General features: G+C 60.5%; 1 protein-coding gene. It reads right to left on the bottom strand.

All coding sequences use genetic code 11. The features are described 5' to 3' along the window. A partial coding sequence (locus GMC_RS23400; protein WP_138940552.1) for an SDR family NAD(P)-dependent oxidoreductase occupies window positions 1–358 on the bottom strand: 358 nt, incomplete at its 3' end. Window positions 359–531: the final 173 nt, after the last annotated feature.

The raw sequence follows: 531 nt of genomic DNA, 5'->3' as shown, positions 1-531 counted from the left end.
TCAGGGCCACTACGTTGAGGGCGATCATCCGCTCCGCCCGATCCATGTCGGCATCGGCCAGCGGACCGTTCATCGCCACGCCGGCGTTGTTCACCAGCAACGCGATCGAGGCGTCATCGCGCAACCGTCGCTCGACCCGCAACCTATCGTCGCGCTCGGACAGGTCGGCGCGCAGGATCTCCACCCTGACCCCGTGGGCTTGGCGAAGTCGATCCGCCAGGGCTTCCAGGCGTTGCCGGTCGCGCGCCACCAGCAACAGGTCGTGGCCACGGCGGGCCAAGTGCTCGGCGTAGGTCGCGCCGATTCCGGAAGAGGCGCCGGTGACCAGGGCGACGCCATTGCCAATCTGTTCGTTCATGTGGGTTCTCGCTGGAAAAAGGCCTGACCGCTGACAGCGGCTATTTATATTACACACTTAATATTATGATAGTAATTAAAACCGTCAAGCCTTTATCCGTTCCAACGAGCAGGGAAGGATGAGGAGAACCTTCATGCAACCGTCACGGAAAACGCCAATAAAAGGTCAGGACC

The organism is Aquimarina agarivorans, from assembly GCF_000218485.1.
Taxonomy (GTDB): domain Bacteria; phylum Bacteroidota; class Bacteroidia; order Flavobacteriales; family Flavobacteriaceae; genus Aquimarina; species Aquimarina agarivorans.
Note: the sequence above shows the minus strand (reverse complement) of the source record. Positions and strands in the feature narration are given on the sequence as shown.